At 62.2% G+C, this 14,711-nt stretch carries 18 protein-coding genes and 1 tRNA gene; 10 read left to right on the forward strand and 9 right to left on the reverse strand.

Annotation, left to right across the window (positions count from 1 at the left end; all coding sequences use genetic code 11):
* Positions 1 to 87 precede the first annotated feature (87 nt).
* Positions 88 to 178 (reverse strand) — tRNA-Ser (locus tag OOZ53_RS07380).
* Between the two features lie 288 nt (positions 179 to 466).
* Here OOZ53_RS07380 and OOZ53_RS07385 point away from each other — a divergent pair.
* From OOZ53_RS07385 to OOZ53_RS07395, 3 genes are all read left to right on the forward strand, one after another.
* Positions 467 to 787 (forward strand): hypothetical protein, encoded by a 321-nt coding sequence (locus tag OOZ53_RS07385; protein WP_271088765.1) that lies wholly within the window; start codon positions 467 to 469, stop codon positions 785 to 787.
* Positions 788 to 814: 27 nt separating this feature from the next.
* Positions 815 to 1,465, forward strand: a complete 651-nt coding sequence (gene msrA / locus OOZ53_RS07390; RefSeq protein ID WP_271088766.1) for a peptide-methionine (S)-S-oxide reductase MsrA — start codon at positions 815 to 817, stop codon at positions 1,463 to 1,465.
* Between the two features lie 209 nt (positions 1,466 to 1,674).
* On the forward strand, positions 1,675 to 2,667 hold the full coding sequence (locus OOZ53_RS07395) for a BMP family lipoprotein (RefSeq protein ID WP_271088767.1): 993 nt from the start codon (positions 1,675 to 1,677) through the stop codon (positions 2,665 to 2,667).
* Between the two features lie 57 nt (positions 2,668 to 2,724).
* Here OOZ53_RS07395 and OOZ53_RS07400 read toward each other — a convergent pair whose 3' ends face one another.
* Both OOZ53_RS07400 and rsmI read right to left on the reverse strand, forming a co-directional pair.
* The gene (locus tag OOZ53_RS07400; protein ID WP_271088768.1) at positions 2,725 to 3,081 is read right to left on the reverse strand and encodes a YraN family protein; all 357 of its coding nucleotides are present in this window, start codon (positions 3,079 to 3,081) and stop codon (positions 2,725 to 2,727) included.
* Positions 3,078 to 3,962, reverse strand: coding sequence for a 16S rRNA (cytidine(1402)-2'-O)-methyltransferase (rsmI, locus tag OOZ53_RS07405; protein WP_271088770.1), 885 nt, complete (start codon positions 3,960 to 3,962; stop codon positions 3,078 to 3,080). The genes OOZ53_RS07400 and rsmI overlap by 4 nt, the downstream gene beginning before the upstream one ends.
* 187 nt (positions 3,963 to 4,149) lie before the next feature.
* On the opposite strand from rsmI, the gene OOZ53_RS07410 reads away from it, so the two are divergent.
* Entirely contained in the window at positions 4,150 to 5,385 is a 1,236-nt protein-coding gene (locus OOZ53_RS07410) for a penicillin-binding protein activator (protein WP_271088772.1), read from the forward strand.
* On the opposite strand, the gene OOZ53_RS07415 is transcribed toward OOZ53_RS07410, so the two are convergent.
* Both OOZ53_RS07415 and OOZ53_RS07420 read right to left on the reverse strand, forming a co-directional pair.
* A complete protein-coding gene (locus OOZ53_RS07415) occupies positions 5,382 to 6,257 on the reverse strand; it encodes a methylated-DNA--[protein]-cysteine S-methyltransferase (RefSeq protein WP_271088774.1) in 876 nt (291 codons plus the stop codon). The two genes, OOZ53_RS07410 and OOZ53_RS07415, sit on opposite strands and share 4 nt — an antisense overlap.
* Before the next feature lie 93 nt (positions 6,258 to 6,350).
* Positions 6,351 to 6,887, reverse strand: coding sequence for a DUF2244 domain-containing protein (locus OOZ53_RS07420; protein ID WP_271088775.1), 537 nt, complete (start codon positions 6,885 to 6,887; stop codon positions 6,351 to 6,353).
* Positions 6,888 to 6,909: 22 nt separating this feature from the next.
* Between OOZ53_RS07420 and nth the strand changes: the two genes are divergently transcribed.
* Entirely contained in the window at positions 6,910 to 7,668 is a 759-nt protein-coding gene (gene nth / locus OOZ53_RS07425) for an endonuclease III (RefSeq protein WP_271088776.1), read from the forward strand.
* 4 nt (positions 7,669 to 7,672) lie between these two features.
* On the opposite strand, the gene OOZ53_RS07430 is transcribed toward nth, so the two are convergent.
* Genes OOZ53_RS07430 through OOZ53_RS07440 form a run of 3 tightly spaced genes read right to left on the reverse strand, consistent with a single transcriptional unit; the run spans position 7,673 to position 10,413 of the window.
* Entirely contained in the window at positions 7,673 to 9,040 is a 1,368-nt protein-coding gene (locus tag OOZ53_RS07430; protein ID WP_271088777.1) for a dipeptidase, read from the reverse strand.
* Positions 9,041 to 9,094: 54 nt separating this feature from the next.
* On the reverse strand, positions 9,095 to 9,670 hold the full coding sequence (locus tag OOZ53_RS07435; protein ID WP_271088778.1) for a GNAT family N-acetyltransferase: 576 nt from the start codon (positions 9,668 to 9,670) through the stop codon (positions 9,095 to 9,097).
* Between the two features lie 26 nt (positions 9,671 to 9,696).
* Positions 9,697 to 10,413 (reverse strand): sulfate transporter family protein, encoded by a 717-nt coding sequence (locus tag OOZ53_RS07440; RefSeq protein ID WP_271088779.1) that lies wholly within the window; start codon positions 10,411 to 10,413, stop codon positions 9,697 to 9,699.
* Between the two features lie 164 nt (positions 10,414 to 10,577).
* Here OOZ53_RS07440 and OOZ53_RS07445 point away from each other — a divergent pair, with 164 nt between their 5' ends.
* Genes OOZ53_RS07445 through OOZ53_RS07460 form a run of 4 tightly spaced genes read left to right on the forward strand, consistent with a single transcriptional unit; the run spans position 10,578 to position 13,258 of the window.
* Entirely contained in the window at positions 10,578 to 11,318 is a 741-nt protein-coding gene (locus OOZ53_RS07445) for a DUF4344 domain-containing metallopeptidase (protein WP_271088780.1), read from the forward strand.
* Between the two features lie 18 nt (positions 11,319 to 11,336).
* Positions 11,337 to 12,341 carry a YHYH protein gene (locus OOZ53_RS07450; protein ID WP_271088781.1) on the forward strand — a complete coding sequence of 335 codons (1,005 nt, stop codon included), beginning with the start codon at positions 11,337 to 11,339 and terminating at the stop codon, positions 12,339 to 12,341.
* A gap of 27 nt (positions 12,342 to 12,368) precedes the next feature.
* Positions 12,369 to 12,887: a gamma subclass chorismate mutase AroQ gene (gene aroQ, locus OOZ53_RS07455; RefSeq protein WP_271088782.1), complete on the forward strand. Its 519-nt coding sequence runs from the start codon at positions 12,369 to 12,371 to the stop codon at positions 12,885 to 12,887.
* Entirely contained in the window at positions 12,884 to 13,258 is a 375-nt protein-coding gene (locus OOZ53_RS07460; RefSeq protein WP_271088783.1) for a VOC family protein, read from the forward strand. The genes aroQ and OOZ53_RS07460 overlap by 4 nt, the downstream gene beginning before the upstream one ends.
* A gap of 26 nt (positions 13,259 to 13,284) precedes the next feature.
* Here OOZ53_RS07460 and OOZ53_RS07465 read toward each other — a convergent pair whose 3' ends face one another.
* A complete protein-coding gene (locus OOZ53_RS07465) occupies positions 13,285 to 13,965 on the reverse strand; it encodes a class I SAM-dependent methyltransferase (RefSeq protein WP_271088784.1) in 681 nt (226 codons plus the stop codon).
* 272 nt (positions 13,966 to 14,237) lie between these two features.
* Here OOZ53_RS07465 and OOZ53_RS07470 point away from each other — a divergent pair, with 272 nt between their 5' ends.
* Positions 14,238 to 14,624, forward strand: a complete 387-nt coding sequence (locus OOZ53_RS07470) for a GFA family protein (RefSeq protein WP_271088785.1) — start codon at positions 14,238 to 14,240, stop codon at positions 14,622 to 14,624.
* The last annotated feature ends 87 nt before the right edge of the window (positions 14,625 to 14,711 follow it).

Below are 14,711 nucleotides of genomic sequence, written 5' to 3' on the forward strand. Positions count from 1 at the left end.
AATCGACAACCCGTTCGGCACGAGGTTGTAACCCATGTCTCCGGTACAAACCGTTACCTATGTCTCCGGGTCGGACACATTGCGAAATGGCGGAGAGAGAGGGATTCGAACCCTCGAGACGGTATCACCGCCTACACACTTTCCAGGCGTGCGCCTTCGACCACTCGGCCACCTCTCCGCGAAAGGATCCGACCGCAGGCGTGCTGACGGGCGAACCGGCGCGCACTATAGTCAAGACGTTGCAAGGATCAACCAGAATCTGACGCTTTCATGACAAGATGAAGCCGCGTTTTTCCAGCCGGCCGGAACATGCGTCAATTTTTCCCAAGCCTCGCGGATTATTTCAGGCAGTTGATTTCCCCGCGAGGTCATCATGCGCTATTGATAAGTACAAGGGCCGGTGGCGTCCCGGTTAATCCGGGGGCCCTGAACAAAAAGAATCAAGGGGATGGGAGTCCAAGCAGTAATGCGGTTTCTTCTTCGCGCCATCAGCCTCCTGGCGCTTATCGTCGCCGTCATCAGCGCCGTCGTCGACACAATCCGGTCCGTTGCCGCCTCGGAAGTGGTTATCACGCCGCTTGGCGCGGCTTGGTATTCCATGAGCCCGGATACGCTCAACCTCACACAGGCGGTGATCCAGCGCAATCTGCATCCCTATATCTGGGATCCGGTGGTGCAGTGGATCCTGTTGCAGCCCACATGGGCCGTGTTTGTCGTTCTGGCCTTGCTGCTCTATCTCATTGCATGGCGCAAACCACGGCCGGCCGGCCGCTTCGCCGCCCGATAGAAGACGCTCAAGACACGGAGAGCCGCCATGTTCAGCCTCAATCCGTTCTCCAAGAAGACGCAGATGCCCTCCGCGGCCGAGGCCCTGCCCGGCCGGGAAACGCCGCTGGAGACGGCCAGCCACCATTTCGTCAACGGCCATGCGCTCAAGGGCCCCTATCCCGAGGGGCTGGAAACGGCCTATTTCGCAATGGGCTGCTTCTGGGGCGTCGAGCGCCTGTTCTGGCAGCGCGACGGCGTCTTCGTGACGGCCGTGGGTTACGCGGGGGGCCTGACGCCCAACCCGACCTATGAGGAAACGGTGACCGGCATGACCGGACATGCAGAGGCCGTGCTGGTGGTCTTCGATCCGCAGAAAGTCAGCTATGACGATCTGTTGAAGATCTTCTGGGAAGAGCACGATCCGACACAGGGCATGCGCCAGGGCAACGATGTCGGCACCACCTACCGCTCGGCAATCTATACGGTGAACGAGGCGCAGGCCTCACGGGCAAAGGAAAGCCTGCGGGCCTACCAGCAGTCGCTGCGCGATGCCGGTTTCGACAGGCAGATCACGACACAAATCGAACCGGCCGGACCCTTTTACTTCGCCGAAGACTATCACCAGCAATATCTTGCCAAGAATCCGAACGGCTATTGCGGCGTCAAGGGAACGGGGGTTGCCTGCGCCATGGCCTGACGGCGCAATGGATTTGGAACGTAAAGCATAAGCCCACAAATCCATTGAATTTGTTGATCAAACGGTTCATTTTTCGCGTGATCTTTGCAGGAAGCCATGTAAGGATACGCTCAAGCCTTGCCGGAGATCGGCAATTTGGGCTTTTAGAACGCCGCAGACAAGACGCGGCGAAAAGGAAAAAAACGAAACAAAACACAGGGTTGGTGAATATGAAGCGTACACTACTCAGCATTCTCGCCACGGCCGCGATGTCGGCGACCGCGCTGGCCGCGGATATCAAGCCGGCGATCATTTACGATCTGGGCGGCAAGTTCGACAAATCCTTCAACGAGTCGGCCTATAACGGCGCCGAGAAGTTCAAGGCGGAGACCGGAATCGAATACCGCGATTTCGAGATCCAGAATGATGCCCAGCGCGAGCAGGCGCTTCGCAAGTTCGCCAGGGACGGCAACAATCCGATCGTGATGGCCGGCTTCTCCTGGGCCGCGGCGCTTGAAAAGGTCGCTGCAGAATATCCGGACACGAATTTCGCCATCATCGACATGGTCGTCGACCTGCCGAATGTGCGTTCCGTTGTCTACAAGGAGCAGGAAGGCTCCTACCTCGTCGGCGTGATGGCCGCCAAGGCCTCGGATTCGGGCACCGTCAGCTTCGTGGGCGGGATGGACATTCCGCTGATCCGCAAATTCGCCTGCGGCTATGTGGGCGGCGTCAAGGCGACCAATCCGGACGCCACCGTGCTTGAAGCCATGACCGGCACCACGCCGGACGCCTGGAACGATCCGGTCAAGGGCGGCGAGATCGCCAAGTCGCAGATCGCTCAGGGTTCCGACGTCGTCTACGCGGCCGCCGGCGGCACCGGCATCGGCGTCCTCCAGGCAGCCGCCGACGAAGGCAAGCTCAGCATCGGTGTCGACTCCAACCAGAACGGCCTGCAGCCGGGTTCGGTTCTGACCTCGATGCTGAAGCGCGTGGACGTTGCCGTCTTCAACGCGTTCAACGACGCCAAGGAAGGCAACTTCAGCTATGGCTTCAACGTGCTCGGCCTTGCCGAGAACGGTGTCGACTATGCCATGGACGACAACAACGCCAAGCTTGTCAATCAGGACATGCGCGACGCGGTGGAGCAGGCCAAGGCCGATATCATCGCCGGCAAGATCAATGTCCACGACTATATGTCGGACGAGAACTGCCCATACTGATTGGCCAAAAGCCGACTGAAGCAGAAACCGCCGGACCCAGTCCGGCGGTTTTTTACATTAGAACGCCCCCGGGAAATGTTTCGGCCAGCGCCAGGGCACCACGGCGACGATATCGTGGCGGATGGACAGGCGCGCGGCATCCTTCTGGCGCGACAGCCAGATATCGCCGGCGGCCGCGATACGTCTGGCGGCGGTTGCAGTGACCGCATCCACCGCGGCCGTTTCGTCGGCGCGGGCCTTGACCTCGACAAGGGCGACAAGTTCGCCCTTGCGGGCGATCAGATCCACCTCTCCGGCCTTTGTCCTGAAGCGGCGCGCCACGATGCGGTAGCCTCTGGCCATCAGGGCAAGCGCGGCAAACCATTCGGCGAAATGACCGCGGCGATAGGCACGCCGGCGGCTGCCCGCTGTCATGTCCCCGCATCCTTCATCGCCAGGAGCCGCTGATAGAGCGCCTTGCGCGACAGGCCGGTGCGACGGGCAGCTTCCGTCGCGGCCCTGGCGGGCGCATGGGATTTCACAAGCTCCAGCAACAGAGCCTCGGCATCTTCCAGGCTGGCGGGCGTATCCGCCGGCGGACCGATGACCAGGACGACCTCGCCCCTGGGCGTATCGGCCTGCGCGTAGTGGTGCGCCAGCTCCCCAAGCGATCCGCGGCGGATTTCCTCGAAGGCCTTTGTCAGTTCTCGGCACACGGCCGCGGAGCGTCCATCGCCCAACAGATCGGCGGCGGCGCTGAGGGCCGCGGCGAGGCGACGGGGCGACTCGAACAGGATCAGCGTCGCCGGCACATCTTTCAGGGATTGGAGCCGGTCACGGCGCGCCTTGTCCTTGACCGGCAGGAACCCGGCAAAATGGAAACTGTCGCTCGGCAGACCGGAGCCGACGAGCGCCGCCAGCGGCGCCGAGGCACCGGGAACCGGAACCACAGGAACGCCGGCCTCCAGCGCCAGTTCGACGAGCCGGTAGCCCGGATCGGAGACGAGCGGTGTGCCGGCATCGGAAACCAGCGCCACGCTTCTGCCTTCCTTCAGCGCGGCAATCAGCTTCGGCCCGGCGCGCGCCGCATTGTGTTCGTGATAGGCGACCGGTCGATTTGCAATGCCGTAGCGCGACAACAGCGTGCGGGTAACACGGGTGTCCTCGCAGGCGAGAATATCGGCTGCGGCCAGGACCTGCAGGGCGCGTAGCGTGATATCGGCGAGATTGCCGATCGGCGTCGCCACCAGATAGAGCGCCGGCTCCACAGGCCCGGCCGGTATTTCATGGGCGCCGATTTGAAATGATCGCTGCATTTAGCCCCACGCATCCGGAATCGCCCCGGAGCAAATCCGGGCCACATTTGCCCGATGTAATCGGAACGGTTTTTGATTATCCTGTGAGATGAACCACCTTCGCCTTGATCTTTACCTGCGGGTGTTTAGGCAATATGTACGCATCTTGCTTCACGGGCAAATGCCACACAAGCGGCCGGGACAAAAAATGAAAAACGCTTTCCGCACGATAGTCTGCCAGCCGGCCATGCTGGTGCTGCTGTTTGCCGCCCTTGTATTGTCCGGCTGCCAGGCCGTCGACTACGGATTCCCGCGCGGAAGCGGCGCGCCGACGGAACCGGCCGTGCCGCAAAGCCTGCCCCTGAAGACCGGGCCCGCCGCAGGCGAGGTGCTGGGCAACGGTGCCGTGCGCGTTGCCCTTCTGTTGCCGAAATCGGCGCCCGGCAACGGCGCGGCGATCGCCGCCGAATACCGGAACGCCGCCGAGCTCGCCATCGAAGCGCGGGGCCTGCAATCGATGGAACTGGTCATCAAGGACACCGGCGGAACGGCTGCCGGCGCCATCGCGCGCACCGAGGAAGCCGTGCGCGAAGGATCGGCGATCATCCTCGGTCCGGTCTTTTCCGGCAGCGTCACATCGGCCGCCTCGGTGGCCCGGCCGCAGAACCGGATCATGATCGCCTTCTCGTCCGACCCGTCAGCGGCCTCCGGAGGCGTTTTCCTGATGTCGTTCCTGCCCAATCAGGTGGTCGATCGGACGGTTGCCTATGCCACGGGCATCGGCCTGAACTCCTTCACCGCGATCCTGCCGCAAGGCGCCTATGGCACGCTGGTCGAGCGGCAATTGCGCGCCACGCTGGCGCAGCGCGGCGGGGTTCTCAACGGCGTGTCGCGCTACGAATACAACAATGAATCCGTCGTCGCCGCCGTTCAGCAGGTCCTGCCGGCGGTCGAGCAGTCGGATGCGATCTTCATTCCGGATGGCGGCACCTCGCCGGCCGCCATCGCGCGGGTCCTGCAGTCCGAGGGCGTCAAACTCCGCGACAAGCGGCTGATCGGAACCGGCCAATGGCGGTCGTCGAAACTGGGGTCGGCCTATCTGCAGGGCGCCATCTTCGCCGATATGGACCAGACCGGTTTCGAGGCTTTCAAACTGCAATACAAGGAGCGGTTCCAGGCCGATCCGTCAGTCAATGCCGGCCTCGGCTACGACGCCGTGACGCTTGTCGCCGATCTCATCTCCACCGGCAATCCGGCGGCCCTTTCGCGCCAGAACCTCGAACGGCCCGCCGGCTTTCGCGGCGTGACCGGCATCTTCCGCTTCATGAATGATGGCGAGACGCAGCGCGGCCTCGCCGTCTACCAGATCCAGGAAGGCGAGGCTGTGATCGTCGATCCGGCACCGCAAAGCTTCGGCGGCGGCTACGAGCCGGCGCAATTCTAGATCAGATGCCCGGCCTCCCAGCCGAGCATGGCCCGCTTGCGGGTGACGCCCCAGTGGTAGCCGGTCAGCGCACCGGTGCTGCCGAGCGCCCGATGGCAGGGCACGACGAAGGAAATCGGATTGCGCCCGACAGCGGCACCGACCGCACGCGGCGCCGACGGCCTGCCGATTTTCCGCGCGATCGATGAATAGGTCATCGCCGCACCCAGCGGAATCTCCAGAAGAGCCTCCCAGACACGGATCTGGAAATCGGTGCCGATGAGCACCACGCGAATGGGCTCAGAGGCGTTCCAGCGGTCGGGATCGAACGACTGTTCGGCCAGCGGCGCGGTGGCCGACAGGTCATTGACGTAGCGGGCGCGTGGCCAGCGGGCGCACATGTCGTCCAGCGCTTCGCGCTCGCCGCCCGGGTCACAGAAAGCCATGCCGGCAAGGCCGCGGTCGGTGGCCATCACCAGGGTGATGCCGAAGGGGCAGGCATGAAATCCGTAACGGATGACCAGGCCTTCGCCCCTGGCCTTCCAGATGCCGGGTGAAACCGCCTCGTGGGTCACGAACAGGTCGTGCAGGCGTCCGGGCCCCGAAAGGCCGAGCTCATAGCTTGCGTCAAGCAGCGGCAGTCCCTCCTGCGCCAGGAGCTGCTTGGCGCGGTCCAGCGTGACGGCCTGCAGGAAGCTCTTCGGGCTGAGGCCCGACCATCGCGTGAAGATTTTCTGCAGCTGGGTCGGCGGGCGGCCGAGCTCGGCGGCAATTTCCTCCAGCGATGGCTGGCTGCGGTAGCGCGTGACGATGAGCTCGAGCGCCTGCCGGACAATTTCGTAGTCGGGATCGGTCTTTGCCCCGGCGAGAGTGCGGGTCTGGTCTATGTTCATGGCCGGCCGTTTCCTGCGTGTATGATTCGGCACACACAAGCACGCAGAGCCGGCGCGCGCCACCCGATTCTTGCGCGGGAAATCCTTCGCGAACTATTTTCTCTGCACGGTCGCCAGAGCGAGCGAAAACGCCTCGGCGAAACTCTCGCGGTCGTCCGGGTTGAGGAAGGAGCCGATATCGGTCGAGCGGCCTTCGCCGGTGATCCGCATGCCGGTAATGCCGGCCTCGTCATGCCGGGCGACATGGAACCGCGCCCAGAACGGGTTGAAGCGGTAATTGCGGGTCCGGCCCGACGGAGCGACCTTGGATATCGACAGATCGGTCTGCGAGACGCAGACGATTTCCCGCGCGCGGCCGGAACGGTAGTTCAACAAAAAGGCCCCGAAGACCAGCGCGAGATCCAGCAGCAGGAATGCGAATATCGGCCAGGCGCCGGCGATCACAAAGACGACGCCATGCGCGACCGTACCGATGGTCATCACGCACATCAGCACGATAAAACCATTGCGCCCGAGCGACCGGTGGGGCGTCAGCAGCGCCTCGAAAACGGGCGCTTCATGGTCGCGGGTCCTACCGGTGTTCCGGCTGATTTCCTGCCCCGCACCATCGATGGCATTGCGTTCCCTCATATCTGGAGAATATAGAGGGTTCATGGAAAAGGCCAAAATCAAATCAGCCGCACCGGCGGCCGCAGAAGATGCAAAGAAGAAGGCCGGCCCGAGGCGCAAGCGCCTGACGAGAAGCGCCTATACCCGGGACGAGGTCAGCGAGATTTTCCGCCGTTTTTCGATCCAGCGGCCCGAGCCCAAGGGCGAGCTGGAACACGTCAACGCCTATACGCTGCTCGTCGCCGTGGTGCTTTCGGCACAGGCAACGGATGCCGGCGTGAACAAGGCGACACGGCCGCTTTTCGCGGTTGCGGACACGCCGCAGAAGATGCTGGATCTCGGCGAGGACAAGGTGCGGGACTTCATCCGCACCATCGGGCTTTTCCGCAACAAGGCGAAGAACGTGATCGCGCTGTCGAAGGCGCTGATCGAGGAGCATGACGGAACGGTTCCGGCCGACCGCGATGCGCTGACCAAGCTGCCGGGCGTCGGTCGCAAGACGGCAAATGTGGTGCTCAACATGGCCTTCGGCCAGCCGACCATGGCCGTCGATACCCATATATTCCGTATCGCCAACCGCATAAGGCTGGCGCCGGGCAAGACGGTTGACGATGTCGAGCAGAATCTCCTGCGCACGATTCCGGAGGCCTATCTGCAGCACGGCCACCACTGGCTGATCCTGCACGGGCGCTATGTGTGCAAGGCGCGAAAGCCGGACTGCGCAGCCTGCGTCGTCGCGGATCTGTGCAAATCGAAGGAAAAGACTTCCGACATTCCGGCGGCGCTGGTGCCGCTCGGATAGACGATCAGACGGCGAGCGATTCCAGCAGGCGCACATAGGCGGTCTGGCCGCGCCGGAACGCGGACAGCCGGAAGAACTCGTTCGGCGAATGCATCTTCTCGTCGCCATGCTGGAAGCCGAACATCACCGGATGGACGCCCAGCACCTCCAGAAGCGTGTTCATGACCGGTATCGAGCCGCCGACGCGGGTCTGATAGGGCGTCTTTCCGTAGACTTCCTCAAGAACGGTGGCGGCCACGGCCGTCGCATTGTGCCCATGGGGCACCAGCAGCGGATCACCGCGCCCGGGAAGCTTGTTTACCTCGGCCCGCAGGCCCTCGGGAAGAACGCGTTCGACATGGTCGCGGATCAGATCGAAGATGCGCTCCGGCGACTGGTCGGCCACCAGTCGGCAGGTGATCTTGGCGCTGGCAACGGCGGGCACGATGGTCTTCGTGCCGGCGCCCTGCCAGCCGCTGGTAAGCCCGTTGACATCCAGCGTGGGGCGCGCCCAGAGCCTTTCCAGCGTCGAAAAACCCGGTTCGCCGACCGCCGCCGGCGCGCCGGTCTCCGCCAGGAATGTCGCCTCGTCGAACGGCACGCGGGCGATGGCCTGCCGGTCCTGTTCGCTCAGCGGTTCGACATCGTCATAGAACCCTTCGACGGTGACGCGCCCGTCGGGCGACTTCATTGTCGCAAGAACCTGCGCCAGGCCCATGGCCGGATTGGCGATGCCGGCGCCGCGCAGTCCGGAGTGCTGGTCGGCGTCGGGCCCGGTGACGACGACTTCGAGCGAGACGATGCCCTTCAAGCCCATGATGAGCTGCGGCGTGTCCGCGTCCCATTGCAGGCCGTCGGCGGAGAAGATCATGTCGGCGGCAAGGCGTTCGCGGTTTTCCTCGACAAAGGGCGGCAGGTCCGGAGAGGCGATCTCCTCCTGGCCCTCGAAAAAGAATTTCACATTGACCGGAAGGCGGCCCGTCGTTGCCATAAGCGCCTCGACAGCGACGATCGGCACCATCATGCCGCCCTTGTCGTCGGAGGCGCCGCGCCCGTAAAGGAGCCCGTCGCGGATTTCCGGCTCGAAGGGCGGCTTGGTCCACAGCTCCATCGGCTCGGCCGGCTGAACGTCGAAATGACCGTAGATCATTATCGTCGGCGATCCTTCCGGCGCATGCAGCCAGTCGCCATAGACGACCGGATGACCCGCCGTCGGCATGACCGCCACATTCTCGATGCCGATGGACTTCAGTTTGCTGGCTACCCATTCGCCTGCCGCGGCCACATCATCAGCGTGTTCCGGCTTGGCGGAGATCGAGGGGATTTTAACAAGGTCTATCAGCTCCCCGACAAACCGGTCCTGTTCGCGATCCAGATATGCCTGCCATTCCATTGAATTTCTCCTGCCGATGGTGTGCGCCCGCATTGGCCTTCGCGTGGCGGTTATCTAACCGGTTTCGGGCCGGTAACGATAGACCAGTATGGTGTTTTGATGGGCGGCCTCCGCCTGCCGGTCGCGGACGCCGCCGAGGCGCTCGGCAAGCGCGCAGGAGCGACGGTTGTGTCTGTCGATCGTGCTGACCAGGGTCTTCAGTTCCAGTGTCTTGAACGCATAATCGCGCACGGCGGCGGCCGCCTCTGTGGCCAGCCCCTGCCCGTGTGCGCTTTCGAGGAACATGTAGCCCAGCTCGGGTTCGTGATCGCCCGGCTCCATGCCGATCAGAACGAACCCCAGGACATCGCGCGTCCGCGCGTCTTCAACCGTCCAGACGCCATGGCCCTGCAATATCCAGGTGGCGGTCATCTGAGCGAAATCCAGCCAGGCATGATCGCGGCCCGGCTCTTCGAGCAGAAACCGTCCGCTGGCCGATTCCGCGATCCGTGCATAAGCCTGAAAATCGCCGATGGCCGGCGCCCTCAACCGAAGCCGGTCCGTTTCGATGATGGGAATGATTGCGGCCAACCGCCCGGCGATTTGTTTCGCGGCTTTGCTCTCGGTCGCTTGTTCATGGGGAAGAACCATGGCGGAACCCTATCTCCCGGCAATCGTCAGCGCAGCGCGAATTCCGGATCCTTGGCGGACAGCATCTTGTGCAGATGTACCATCAGCCCCGCCGCGAAGAGCGGCGTCAAAAGGTTGACCAGCGGGATCGAAAGGAAGGCGGCGATGACAAGGCCGGCGGCGAAAATCGTGCCGGAATGTTTCGAGCGCATCTGCCGCACCTCCTCCTCGCTGCGGAAACGCATGGCGGCGAACTCGAAGAATTCGCGTCCGAAGAGATAACCGTTGACCAGCAGAAAGGCGATGATGTTGATGCCGGGAACGAAGAGCAGCAACACGGCGACGATGTTGCCGGCGATGACGACGCCGAGGAACTTGGCCGTGTAGACGATGGCGCGTCCCGTCGGCACGGCTTCGCCAGGCGGATCGGCAGAATAGTCCCTTTCCTCGATGATCTCGGCGACACCGTCGAGGAAGAAACCGGCGACGACGGCGGTCACGGGCGCAATCAGCAGCGCAAGGCCGACGGCAAGGCCGAGGCTTGCAATGACGCCGAAGACGACACCCAGCCAGCCAGCCCAGTCGGGGATGCCGGGAACAAGCTGGTCGAGCCACGGCAGCGCATAGGCAACGAACAGGCCGCGCAACGCCGTCCACAGGCCGATCAGCAGCAAAATGGTGATGCCGAGGATCTTCCAGAATGCGGATCGGGTCTCCGGCGCAAAAAGATTGCGCCCGGCCAGACGCGCGGCTTCAACGATCATGGGCGATTATCCGGTAGAACATGGGTTTCAGATAGGAACTGGCGCGGCAGGTTCAATGCGTGCAAGATATCCCCCAAAGCATTTGCGTCTGATCGCAATTGCATCGGAGCGTCTTTATGTCGAATGCGGATAACCGCTCAACGGCCCAGCGAAAAGGACCCGGAATGCGAACGCTGTCCTTTGGCGCCTTTGCTTGCGCGACGTTGCTGGGCTCGTGCCCTGCACTGTCCGAGATGTCCGAGCAGCAGTATGACTTCGTGCAGGCCAATATGATCGGCGTGTTCTATCACGAGATGGGTCATGCGATCATAGACACGGAAGAGGTTCCGATCTTCGGCCAGGAGGAGGATGCCGCCGACGTTTTGTCGGCGCTGCTGATCCATGAAACCTTCCTCGAGGAGGACGCCCAGTCCATCGCCTTCGACGCGGCATATGGCTACATCAATGATCCGAGCGGCATGGAGGCTGTCGCCTATTGGGACAATCACGGTCCGGACGAGCAGCGGTTCTACAACCATGTCTGCATCTTCTTCGGTGCGGCGCCCGACAAGCGCCGTGCGCTTGCAGAAGACCTTGGCCTTCCAGAAGAGCGGGCGGACTGGTGCCCGGCCGAATACGAACAGGCTTCCGAGGCCTGGGGAACGGTTCTGGACGAAATGGCCAAACGCCCGCAGAAGGACACACTGGTCTTCATTCCGGGAACGGGGTGGCATGCCGATGTTCTCAATGAGATTGTCGCCACGGAAGTCGAGGATTTCAACGCCAACTTCACTCTGAGCCATCCGGTTCAGGTGCGGGTCGAACCCTGCGGGCAGGCCAATGCCTTCTACCAGGCGGACGGCAGAATCCTGACAATGTGCACCGAATTCATCGACCACATGCTGGAACTCGAGAAGAGATACTAGGACTTGGAAAGAAAAACGATGCGCCTGCTACAGAGCCGTACGCCCGGGACCGTTGCCACCGCGGCCGCGATCTGCCTGATTTCGACAATGGCGATCCAAGCCCAGGACGCCGATGACATTCTCCAGAGCGTCGAACGCGATCCTAACACCGTCGACATTACCGATGCGATCCTGACCGGGACCGCGCCGAACTGCGCGGACTATGCGCAATCGTCGATTGCGGAGGCCAATGATCTTCAGCAGGATCGGACATTCACAGGGGCGGTGATCGTGACCGTTGAAGGCGATTCCTGCGCGATCGCCTCCAACGGCATTCCCAATCACAATTTCGGCGGCGGCTCGGAGCGGCCCTTTGCAACACCGATTGCGGCCATCGGAAAACGCTTCACGGTGCCCCGCATGCCGCAAGCCGCGAGCGCGCCATCCCCGCTTTCGCACGGGCGCTACGATGCCATCCTTTTGAATGGCGTGGTCGTGCATATCCTGTCGGCCGGCTGCTACAATCCCGGCAGCCCCCGGGCCGACAGGAACGGCAATGTGCTGTCCGGTTGCAGAGTCGACGATCCCTGGCTGATCGACCCGATGTCGCCGCTGGCGCCCTTTGCCGAAGACGATCATCACGGTCACACCCAGCCTGACGGGCGGTATCATTACCATGGCAATCCGATGGCTCTTTTCGACGATGATCCGGGCCCCGAAGGTTCGCCGCTCATCGGCTTCGCCGCCGACGGTTTTCCGGTCTACGGGTCCTACTTCAAGGACACCGACGGGACGGTGCGCAAGGCGGTTTCCGGCTATACGCTGCGCAGCGGCAACCGTCCCGGCGGAGACGACAATCCGGGCGGACCCCATGACGGGCTCTATCGGTCCGACTGGGCGTTTACCGGTGGTGGCGATCTGGATGAATGCAACGGCATGACGGTGAACGGCGCCTATGGCTACTATGTCACCGATACCTATCCTTGGGTGCTGGCCTGCCTGAGCGGCGTGCCGGACCGATCCTTCAACGCCGACAGGCGATAGCAGACAACTCGTTGGAGGGACAATCCGATGCCGCGCGCGGCTGCGATCATGACTTTCACATTGTTGCTTTACCCGGCCCTCGCCGTTGCCGCCGATGCGCCCGCGTTGATTGCCGAGCGGCTGTCGCTGATGAAGGATGTCGCGATCTACAAGTCGGTGCGGGATATCCCTGTCGAGGATCTGCAGCGCGAAGCGGTGGTGATCGATGCCGCGGTAAAGGCAGCAGCACTTCATGGGCTGGAACCCGAAACGACACGCGTCTTCTTCAAGGCTCAGATCGATGCCGCAAAGGCCATCCAGGCCTGCTGGATCGAACGCTGGTCTGCCGGCGAGGTGCGCCCCGCCGACGGTGCCGATCTTGTCGAAGAGATCCGGCCGGAACTTCTGCGGCTCGGCGATGCGATCGTCGCGGCCATCGCCTTGGATGCACGAGGCGGTGACACGGCCGATCTCGAGGCGTTTGAGCAATCCGTCTCGGTGGAATGCCTGAGCCAGTCTTCCAGATCGGCCATTGCGCGGGCATTGGCGGGAATCCAATTGCGATGATCAGGAAAATTGGCTTTGTGGGAATAAGGACCGGTCATCTGGACGAGATGGCAGCAATATTCCGTGACTGTCTCGGAGCATCCCTGCAAGGCTCGACCGAAACGTCCGTATCGTTTGCCGCTTCTGACGGGACGGCCGTCGAAATCTACAGGGAGAGCGACGAATTTCACCGCTTTTTCGATACCGGCCCCGTTGTCGGTTTCGAAGTCGAGGATTTCAATGCCTGCCGAGAAGCACTCCTCGAGAAGGGGGTGGAGTTCCTGACGGAAGTTCAGCAGAACGACCGGAACGCATGGCAGCATTTTCGGCTTCCGGACGGCACGGTCGCTGAAATCATCGGCCCGCGAAAGAGCAGCATCCGGGCGGACTGAATTTCGTTCTACGAAGAGAGGTGTGCTCACGCCTCGCCGGCAACACGCTCGTAAACCTGCACCGGATGCGGGCTGAGCAGTTTCAGCTTTAACCGGCTCAGTCCCGGCAATCGCCGAAATGCGAGGCGGCGATCTGCCGGAAGCAGCTTGGAAACCTTGGAATTATAGTAGATCACAATGATACGATCGCCATTCCCGGCCGCACTGTCGAGGAACTTCGTGACGACGCGCTCAACCAGCCGGATATCGAACGGGTTGTAGAAATAGAGGACGCAGTTGCCTTCGGGAACGTCGTAGTCCAATGCATCGCACAGTATCGATCGCACGTCCCGGCATTGCAGATGCTCATCGGGATATCCGGCTATATTGCTCGATGCCTGATCGTGCAGAACGCTGCAGAACTCCACGCCATGCACCTGCTTGAATGGCTTGCCGGCCGCCGTCAGCAATACGCGGCCGCGGCCCGAGCCGATATCGACAAAGGAATACTGGCCGAAATCCACCTTCAGTGCGTCGAGCAGCCATTCCACGACCAGTCTTGGCGACGGGCCGTATTCATAGGTCAGGTCCGCGTGGGCGCTGTTGACCGGGGAAAGCTCCTCGGGAAAGACGGTTCCCCGCGTTGCGAACCTTTCGAATTCCTCGAATTTGCGGTCCCAAAGATGGCAATGCGTATGGTACAGCGACATGGCCCGGATGTGGCGCATCAGCGCCCACAACCGCTTGATATGCCGGCCTTGCAAACTCTCCGGATGCCGGTAGTTCAGCAACCTCTTACTGGCAAAGAACAAATCGGCACCTCAGCCGGCTAAATAACAAATTCGAAGTTAACCCGATACAATAATCGAATCGTTAAAATGACCTTAAAATCTGCGGTTTGAGTGGTATAAAACCACGACTTTTAGGTGCATTTCTCATACAGCCGGAAAACCGGCGTCACAGTGGCCCGCCGATGACTGGAAGGAAGGAGCCAATCGCCATGCACAAGGGATCGTGTCTGTGCGGCAAGGTAACGTTCGAGGTCGATTGCGACCTGCCGCCGCCGAGTGCCTGTCATTGCAGGCAATGCCGCAAGCATTCGGGGCATTTCGAAGCTTCCACCGACGTGCCGCGCGACGCGGTCACCGTGCACGGCGAGGCGTATGTTACCTGGTATGCCACGAACAAGGCGCGGCGCGGCTTCTGTTCTGTGTGCGGCTCGTCGCTCTTCTGGGACCCGCTCGACCGCGAAAAGCACAAATGGACGGCGATTGCCATGGGCGCGTTCGATACGCCGACCGGCACGGCGCTGGAGCGGCACATCTTCGTTTCCGACAAGGGCGACTATTACGAGATCGCCGACGGACTGCCGCGGAACGAACAGTAGGCCAAAACGCCGGTTTCAGCCGCTTTTCCACTTCCCGGCGCTTCTCATCGGCGCCGAAACCGTCTAGGACGGACGGTGGACGAACCG

It is taken from the genome of Allohoeflea poritis (assembly GCF_027889715.1).
GTDB lineage: Bacteria > Pseudomonadota > Alphaproteobacteria > Rhizobiales > Rhizobiaceae > Hoeflea_A > Hoeflea_A poritis.